Source organism: Methylobacterium sp. B1 (assembly GCF_000333255.1).
Classification (GTDB): Bacteria; Pseudomonadota; Alphaproteobacteria; order Rhizobiales; family Beijerinckiaceae; genus Methylobacterium; species Methylobacterium fujisawaense.
In genome coordinates this window covers 1-7,612 of record NZ_BACT01000105.1, presented here as the reverse complement: position 1 = coordinate 7,612, position 7,612 = coordinate 1, and the positions used below count along the sequence as shown (strand labels likewise).

The following is a 7,612-nucleotide window of genomic DNA, read 5'->3' as shown; positions in this document are numbered from 1 at the left end:
AGGAAGGCATCGCCCACGAGGTGATCTCGCTGGCCGGCCATCTGCGCCTGGAAAAGCTCACCTTCCTGTGGGACGACAACCGCATTACCGACGACGGCGCCACCGACCTGTCGATCTCGGAGGACGTCCGCGCGCGCTTCCGCGCCGCCGACTGGCAGGTGATCGACGCCGATGGGCACGACGTCGAGGCGGTCTCGGCGGCGATCCGGCTCGCCCAGGGCGACCCGCGCCCGACCCTGATCGCCTGCCGCACCGTGATCGGGCGGGGCCTGCCGCGCCTCGAGGGCCAGCGCGGCGCCCATGGCGGGCGCGTGCTCGCCAGTGACTGCGCCGAGGCGCGGGCCGCCCGGGGGTGGGATCACCCGCCCTTCACCGTGCCCGACGATGTCGCCGCGGCGTGGCAGGCCGGCGTTTCCGGCCGCAACCGCGATGGCTACACCGTCTGGACGAGGCGCCGGGACGCCCTGCCGGCCGAAGTGCGGGCGGAATTCGACCGAGTTTCCGACGCCCGCCTTCCTGAGGGCTGGCATGCGCCGCTCCGGGGGCTGCGCGACCGCTTCGCCGAGGCCGGGGCGGCGCGGCCCAGCATCGAGGTCTCCGCCGAGATCGTCGCCGCCCTGTCCGACGGCATGCCCGAACTGTTCTCGGGCGCCCCGGATCTGGAGGGGCCGACGAAGCACAAGGGTGCGCTCCACGCCTTCACGGCCCAGGACCGGTCGGGCCGCTACCTGCATTACGGCATCCGCGAGCACGCGATGGGCGCGATGATGAACGGCATCGCGGCCCATCGCGGGCTGGTGCCGGTGGGCGCGACCTATCTGGTCTTCTCCGACTATATGCGGCCGTCCCTGCGCATGGCGGCGCTGATGAACCTGCCGGTCATCACCGTCTACAGCCACGATTCGATCGCCATCGGCCGCAACGGACCGACCCATCAGCCGGTCGAGTACCTCGCGTCCCTGCGGGCCATCCCCAACATGCTGGTGCTGCGCCCGGCCGACGCGGTCGAGACCGCCGAATGCTGGGAGATGGCGCTGGCCAACCGGACCGGCCCGACATCGCTCGTCTGCTCGCGCCAGGCTCTGCCGGCACTCCGCGGGCCGGGCATCGAGGAGAACCGGAGCGCGCGGGGCGCCTACGTTCTGGCGGAGGCCTCGGGTCCCCGGCGGGTGACGCTGATCGGGACCGGCTCGGAGGTCGCGCTGGCGCTTACGGCCCGCGCGATGCTGCAGGCCGAGGGTGTGCCGACCGCCGTCGTCTCCATGCCCTCCTGGGAAGCCTTCGCCGCGCAGGATGCCGCGTATCGCGCGAGCGTCATTCCCCGCGATACCGTGCGGGTGGCGGTCGAAGCCGCTCTTCGCTTCGGCTGGGACCGCTGGATCGGCGAGGATGGCGGCTTCGTCGGCATGACCGGCTTCGGCGCCTCGGGAGCGCCGGAAGACCTGTTCCGCCATTTCGGCATCACCGCGGAGGCGGTGGCGGAGACTGCACGGGCGCGCCTGCGCTGAGACGCGCCTGAGGACTCAGATCATGCCGGCGCCGCCGGTGCGCACGATGCGGTCGCGCTGCTCGGCGTAGCGCCCGGCCGCGGCGCGGCGCATCGCGACGCCGAAGCGCCCGGCGATCTGCGCGAGGAGCGGCGCGCCGCTCTGGGTGCGGAAGCCGACGAGATTCGCGAGGGTGGTCATCGTACCCGATCCCGGTCATGCCCGGGCGGGAAGCCCGGCGTGTTGCGATGCAATATGAGCCGGTTTGCGAGCGCGTGTCAGAGGCTGCGCGTTCGGGCTGTCATGCAGCGAAAACATGCTTTCGGGATGGGACGTTAACAGACGCCGGAATCAGGACGGTGTGGCGATCTCGGCGACGTGTGCAGTGCGGTCTGCGCAGCCCGCTCAATGCGCAAGCTGCACTGTGGTGGGTCTGGACGTCTCCGCGGGCAGCGAAGCGATCCAGCGGTGCCACGGCCGCCGATCTCCCGCGACGCCGAACTGCGTCGCCGCGCGCGCGACGACGCCGTGAGAGCCGTCCGCCAGACGTCTACCGATCCGACGCCTGGGCCGGCTTTTCGAGGGGCAGATCACCGCGCGACTCGAGTTCCGCGCGGATCGCGCGCTTCGTCACCTTGCCGTAGCCGGATTTCGGAAGCGCGTCCCAGAAGAACACACGCCGGGGCAGCTTGTAGCGGGCGACCGCGGCGGACAGCCACGCGATCAATTCTCCCTCTTCCACCGACGCCCCGGGACGCGCGACGCAGACCGCGACACCGACTTCGCCCCAGGCGCGGTCGGGCACGCCCAGGATCGCGGCCTCGGAGATCGCCGGATGCGTCAGGAGCTTCTCCTCGATCTCGCGCGGATACACGTTCGAGCCGCCCGAGATGTACATGTCCGAGGCGCGGCCGGTGATGAACAGGAAGCCTTCCGCGTCGCAATGGCCGAGGTCCCCGGTCCGGAACCAGCCGTCGCGGAACGCCGCCGCGTTGGCCTCCGGGTTGTCGTAGTAGCCCGCGAAGACGGCCGGGCCGCAGACACAGATCTCGCCGGTCTCACCGGGCGGCAATTCGCGCCCCTCCGTGTCCTGGATCTGGACCTGCATGCCCGTGCGTTCGACGCCGCAGGTGCCGACCTTCACAGCGGGGCCGTCCTCGGCCGCGTGCAGGCGGGGCGGCAGCACGGTGATGTTGCCGGTCACCTCGCCGAGGCCGAAATACTGCACCAGCACCGGGCCGAGCACACGCAGCGCGTGCTGCTGATCCGCCCTGTACATCGGTGCGCCCGCGTAGATCACGTGCCGCAGGCTGGAATGATCGTGCGCCTCCACGGCCGGATGTTCGGTCAGCAGCTTCACGATGGTCGGCACGGTGAAGAGGTTCGCGATGCGCCAACGCTCGACGAGCGCCCAGACTTCTTCGGGATCCAGCCGCTCGCCGGCGGTGAGCACCGTCTTCGTACCGGTCGCGACCTGCGCGAGCTGGTGGATGCCGGCACCGTGCGAGAGGGGGGCCACGACCAGGGACGCGTCGGCCTCGGTGGTGCCCGGCATCAGGTCGCAGAGGTGGTTGGTGACGACGAAGGCCATCTGGCCGTGTGTGAGCACCGCCGCCTTCGGCCGGCCGGTCGTGCCGGACGTGAAGAAGAACCAGCACGGATCGTCGTGCTCGACGCCGCAAACGGGCGCGGCGCGGCCCAGTTGTTCGGCGACCAGCGCGTCGTAATCCGCCCCGAAGGCCGTGCCGCCGATCTCGACGACGCAGTTCAGGTCCGGGCAGGCCGCGCGCACGGCGGCGGCATGGTCCGGAAAGCCGGCCCCGCAGATGAGCGCGGAGGCACCGCTGGCGCTCGCGAGATACGCGACCTCCGACGGCGTCTGCCGGAAGTTGGTCGGCACCCAGATGGCGCCGAGCCGGAAGCAGACGAACATCGACTCGAACAGCTGGTTGCTGTTGCGCGCCTGGACCAGGACGCGGTCGCCCTTGGTCACGCCGCGGGCGGCGAGCGCCGCCGCCATGGCGTCGACCCGGGCGTCGAGCTCGGCCCAGGTCCAACTGCGCGCGCCCCAGGCGAGCCCCACCGCATCCGGGAAGCGGCGCGCGGCCCGGCGCAGGAAGTGCGCGAGGTTCATCACCCGCCGGGAGCACGGCGCGACCCCGCCGCGCGGCGCCCCCGCGGCGCTCATCAGGTGAGCTTCCCGCAGGCCTTCTCCAGCAGCGACCAGCCCTCGTCGCCGTACCGCCCCTTCCACTCGGCGTAGAAGCCGGCCTTGCGCAGCTTGTCGCGGAAGGGCTCCGGATCGGGCTTGTTGAAGACCATGCCGTTCTTCGAGAGCTCCGCCTGCAGGTTGGCGTTGAGCTGGGCAACGTCGGCCCGCTCCTTCATCCCGGCGGCGTTGATGTGGCGGGCCACCGTCTCGCGCAGATCCGGCGGCAGCCGCTCCCAGGCGCGGCGGTTCGCCAGGAACCAGTACCCGTCCCACATGTGGTTGGTGAGCGAGCAATACTTCTGCACCTCGTAGAACTTCGTCGTGGAGATGACCGCGAGCGGGTTCTCCTGGCCCTCAACGATCTTGGTCTGCAGGGCCGAGTAGGTCTCGTTGAGGTTGATCGAGGCGGGCGCGGCGTCGAAGGCCTTGAACATCGAGGTCCAGAGCGGCGAGACCGGGACGCGGATCCGGAAACCCTTGAAGTCGTCGGGCGTGGCGATCGGCCGGGTCGACGAAGTGGTCTGGCGGTAGCCGTTGTCCCAGATCTTCTCCATGGCGACGAGGCCGGACTTGGCGATCTGCTGGCGGACCCAGGCGCCGAGCTCGCCGTCCATGGCCGGCCAGACGGCATCGTAGCTCGGGAAGGCGTAGCCGATGCCGTTGATCGACGCGTTCGGGACCAGGGTCGAGAGGATCAGCGGCGACATCGTGAAGAACTCGACGCTGCCCGAGCGCAGCTGGCTCAACGTGTCGGTGTCGGAGCCGAGCTGGCTCGTCGGGAAGATCTTGAGGTCGAACCGGCCGCCGGTCTCCGTGCGGAGCGCCTCCGCCATCTCGCGGGCGCGGATGTTCATCGGGTGCGTGTCGGGCAGGTTGTTGGCGTATTTGTAGGTGAACTCCGCCTTCTGCGCTCGCGCCACGTGCGGCGCCGCCACGGTGCCGGCGATGAGCGCCGTCGAGCCGGAGGCGAGGAATCGCCGGCGGGACAGGGGCGTGCGGGACAGGGACATGGCGGCCTTTCCGGTGCGGGCCCGCGGGCCCGGCGTTTCCTCGGGTCCGCGTTGGTGCGGACTCCATCGTTGCGGCCTCGATAGCCGCTGACCGGTGCCAGTCAACGGACTTTCGCGGCCCCACCCCCGGGATTGATTGCATCTGGGCGCCCCTGACACGCCGAGCGCCGCCAAAAGCGGTCCCGACCGCGCGAGACCGCCTGCGCGACGGAATCGCCGTCGTTTCGGCGCGCCACGGGCCCGGTCTGCGTCCGCCTTCAGTCCAGGCCGGGCAGATGGACCGTCCAGGGCTCGGCGAAGGTGTGTTCCTCGAGGTTCACGCCCGGGCCGCCGCGGTCGACCACGACGAAATCCTGTGGCTGACCGTAGGGCGTGAGCACCCCGTGCCACGTGTTGCGCGCGTAGCAGATTCCCTGGCGGGGCGCGGTGACGAAGGCCTGCGGCCGACCGGGCCGGCCCTCTTCGTCCGGGCAGACCACGACCAGGAACGGCGCCGCGCTCAGCGGCAGGAACGCCTGCGCGCCGAGCGGATGCCGCTCCACCAGGCCGAGGCGCAGCGGCAGCGGATAGGGCTGCGCCTCCACCAAGCCGATCACCACGCGCGCGCCCTCCCCCACGACCTCGATCTCGGCGAGATCGTGGAAGCGGCGCGCCATCCCGGCATTCATCGGCCGCGGCTCCACGGCAGCCGCGTCGATGACCGTGCCGAACGGGGCGAAGGCCGCCGCGGTCAGAGGCTGGGCGACGATCCTGCGCGCGTCCGCGCTCAACGGCCGAGTCCGCGCGGCGCGAGCGCCGGATGGCGGTTGACGTCCTTGTAGAGGAGGTAGCGGAACGGGCCGGGCCCGCCCGCGTAGCAGGCCTGCGGGCAGAAGGCGCGCAGCCACATGAAGTCGCCCGCCGCGACCTCGACCCAGTCGCGGTTGAGCCGGTAGACCGCCTTGCCCTCCAGCACGAACAGCCCGTGCTCCATCACGTGGGTCTCCTCGAACGGAATCGAGGCGCCCGGCCGCAGGCTGACGATGTTCACGTGCATGTCGTGGCGCAGATCGTCGGAGCCGACGAATCGGGTGGTCGCCCAGGCGCCGTCGGTGCCGGCCATGCCGGTCGGCTCGACCGCCGATTCGTGCGTCACGAACGAGGGCGGCGCGTCCAGCCCCGCCGCCGGCTGGTAGGCCTTGCGGATCCAGTGGAAGCGCACGGGCCCGTCGCCGTCGTTGCGCAGGGACCACGCCGCGCCGGGGGAGAGATAGGCGTAGCTGCCCGGCCGCAGGGCGTGCCGGGCGCCGTCGAGGGTGAGGCTCGCCGTGCCCGCGACCACGAACAGCACGCCCTGCGCCTGAGCCTCCGGCTCGGGAGTCTCGCTGCCGCCGCCCGGGGCGACCTCCATGAGGTACTGGGCGAAGGTTTCGGCGAAGCCCGAGAGCGGCCGTGCCAGGATCCAGGCCCGGGTCCCCTCCCAGCCCGGCAGGAGGCTCGTGACGATGTCGCTCATCACCCCGTGGGGGATGACCGCGTAGGCCTCGGTGAACACGGCGCGGCCGGTCATCAGCGCCGTCTGGCCGGGCAGGCCGCCGCACGGGGGGTTGTAGGCTCCAGCGCTCATGGTCGGTCTCCGGGATTCGGCTTCAAGCTGTAATCGGCTGCCCCGGATCGGTCACGCGGTGTGCGGCTGCGCGACGGGGGCCTCGAGGATTGCCGCGGTGTCGGCCGTGTCCTCGCCGTTCAGGACCCGGTGAGCCTGGGCGCGATCGATATCGCCCTCCCAGGCTGCGATGACGACGGTCGCCACGCAATTGCCGATGAGGTTTCCGAGGGCACGGGCGATGCCGACGAACCAGTCGACCGACAGGACGAGGACCAGACCGATCACTGGGATCTCCGGGACCGCCGACAGCGTCGCGGCGAGGACCACGATCGCCGAGCCGGGCACGCCGTGGGCGCCCTTGGACGTCAGAAGGGCGATGCCGAGGATCAGCATCAGATGACCGAAGGACAGGTCGGTGTTGGTCGCCTGCGCGATGAACACCGTGGCCAGGGTCAGGTAGAGCGAGAAGGCATCCAGGTTGAAGGAGTAGCCGGTCGGGATCACGAGGCCGACGGTCGATTCCTTGATGCCGAGCCGCTCCATCTTGCGCATGACCTGCGGCAGCACGCAGTCGGAGGATGCGGTGCCGGCCACGACGGTCAGTTCCTCGCGCAGATAGGCGAGCAGCTTGAAGATGCTGAAGCCCGCGAGCCGCATGATGCCGCCGAGCACGACGATCACGAAGGCCGCGACGCCCCCGTAGAACAGCACGACCAGCATGCTGAGCTGCTTCAGGGATCCGACGCCGTACTTGCCGACCGTGAACGCGACGGCGCCGAGCACGCCGAGCGGCGCGAGCCGCACGATGAAGCCGATGATCCGGAACAGGACTTCGGTGATGCGCTCCAGGCTGTCGGCCAGGGGCTTGCCGCGCTCGCCGAGGAGCGAGAGGCCGGACCCGAACAGGATCGCGAGAAGCAAAACCTGGAGGATGTCGCCCTTCGCGAAGGCGTCGACGAAGGTCGTCGGCACCAGCTTCATCAAGAAATCGACGGTTCCCGTGACCTGTCCGACCCGATCGGTGTAGCTGGAGAGCGAATTGGCATCCAGCTTCGCCAGGTCGACGTTCATGCCCTGGCCGGGCGCGAAGACGTAGGCGAGGACCAGCCCGAGCGCGAGCGCGATGGTCGTCACCACCTCGAAGTAGATCAGGGATTTGAGGCCGACGCGCCCAACCTTCCGCAGATCGCCGGCGCCGACGATGCCATGCACCACGACACCGAACACCAGCGGCGCGACGACCATCTTGATGAGCTTGATGAAGACGTCGCCGAGGGGCTTCAGGCTGACTGCAAAGTCCGGCCACAGCCGCCCG

Annotated in this window: 7 protein-coding genes; 1 reads left to right on the top strand and 6 read right to left on the bottom strand. The window is 70.4% G+C overall.

Annotated elements, in window-relative coordinates; genetic code table 11:
* A partial coding sequence (locus I53_RS03075; protein ID WP_043346540.1) for a transketolase C-terminal domain-containing protein occupies nt 1–1,508 on the top strand: 1,508 nt, incomplete at its 5' end.
* A gap of 15 nt (nt 1,509–1,523) precedes the next feature.
* Here I53_RS03075 and I53_RS33655 read toward each other — a convergent pair.
* The 6 genes from I53_RS33655 to I53_RS03050 all read right to left on the bottom strand — a co-directional run.
* The gene (locus I53_RS33655) at nt 1,524–1,688 is read right to left on the bottom strand and encodes a hypothetical protein (protein WP_167337807.1); all 165 of its coding nucleotides are present in this window, start codon (nt 1,686–1,688) and stop codon (nt 1,524–1,526) included.
* A 349-nt stretch (nt 1,689–2,037) separates the two neighbouring features.
* Complete coding sequence (locus I53_RS03070; RefSeq protein ID WP_043346538.1) at nt 2,038–3,675, bottom strand: acyl-CoA synthetase; 1,638 nt, start codon at nt 3,673–3,675, stop codon at nt 2,038–2,040.
* Nucleotides 3,675–4,709 (bottom strand): TRAP transporter substrate-binding protein, encoded by a 1,035-nt coding sequence (locus I53_RS03065; RefSeq protein ID WP_043346534.1) that lies wholly within the window; start codon nt 4,707–4,709, stop codon nt 3,675–3,677. The genes I53_RS03070 and I53_RS03065 overlap by 1 nt, the downstream gene beginning before the upstream one ends.
* A 257-nt stretch (nt 4,710–4,966) precedes the next feature.
* A complete protein-coding gene (locus tag I53_RS03060; RefSeq protein WP_043346533.1) occupies nt 4,967–5,479 on the bottom strand; it encodes an ureidoglycolate lyase in 513 nt (170 codons plus the stop codon).
* Nucleotides 5,476–6,315 (bottom strand): bifunctional allantoicase/(S)-ureidoglycine aminohydrolase, encoded by an 840-nt coding sequence (locus I53_RS03055; protein WP_043346529.1) that lies wholly within the window; start codon nt 6,313–6,315, stop codon nt 5,476–5,478. Before I53_RS03055 ends, I53_RS03060 begins: the two co-directional genes overlap by 4 nt.
* A gap of 51 nt (nt 6,316–6,366) precedes the next feature.
* Nucleotides 6,367–7,612: dicarboxylate/amino acid:cation symporter (locus tag I53_RS03050; RefSeq protein ID WP_043346527.1), on the bottom strand; the 1,246-nt coding region annotated here is incomplete at its 5' end.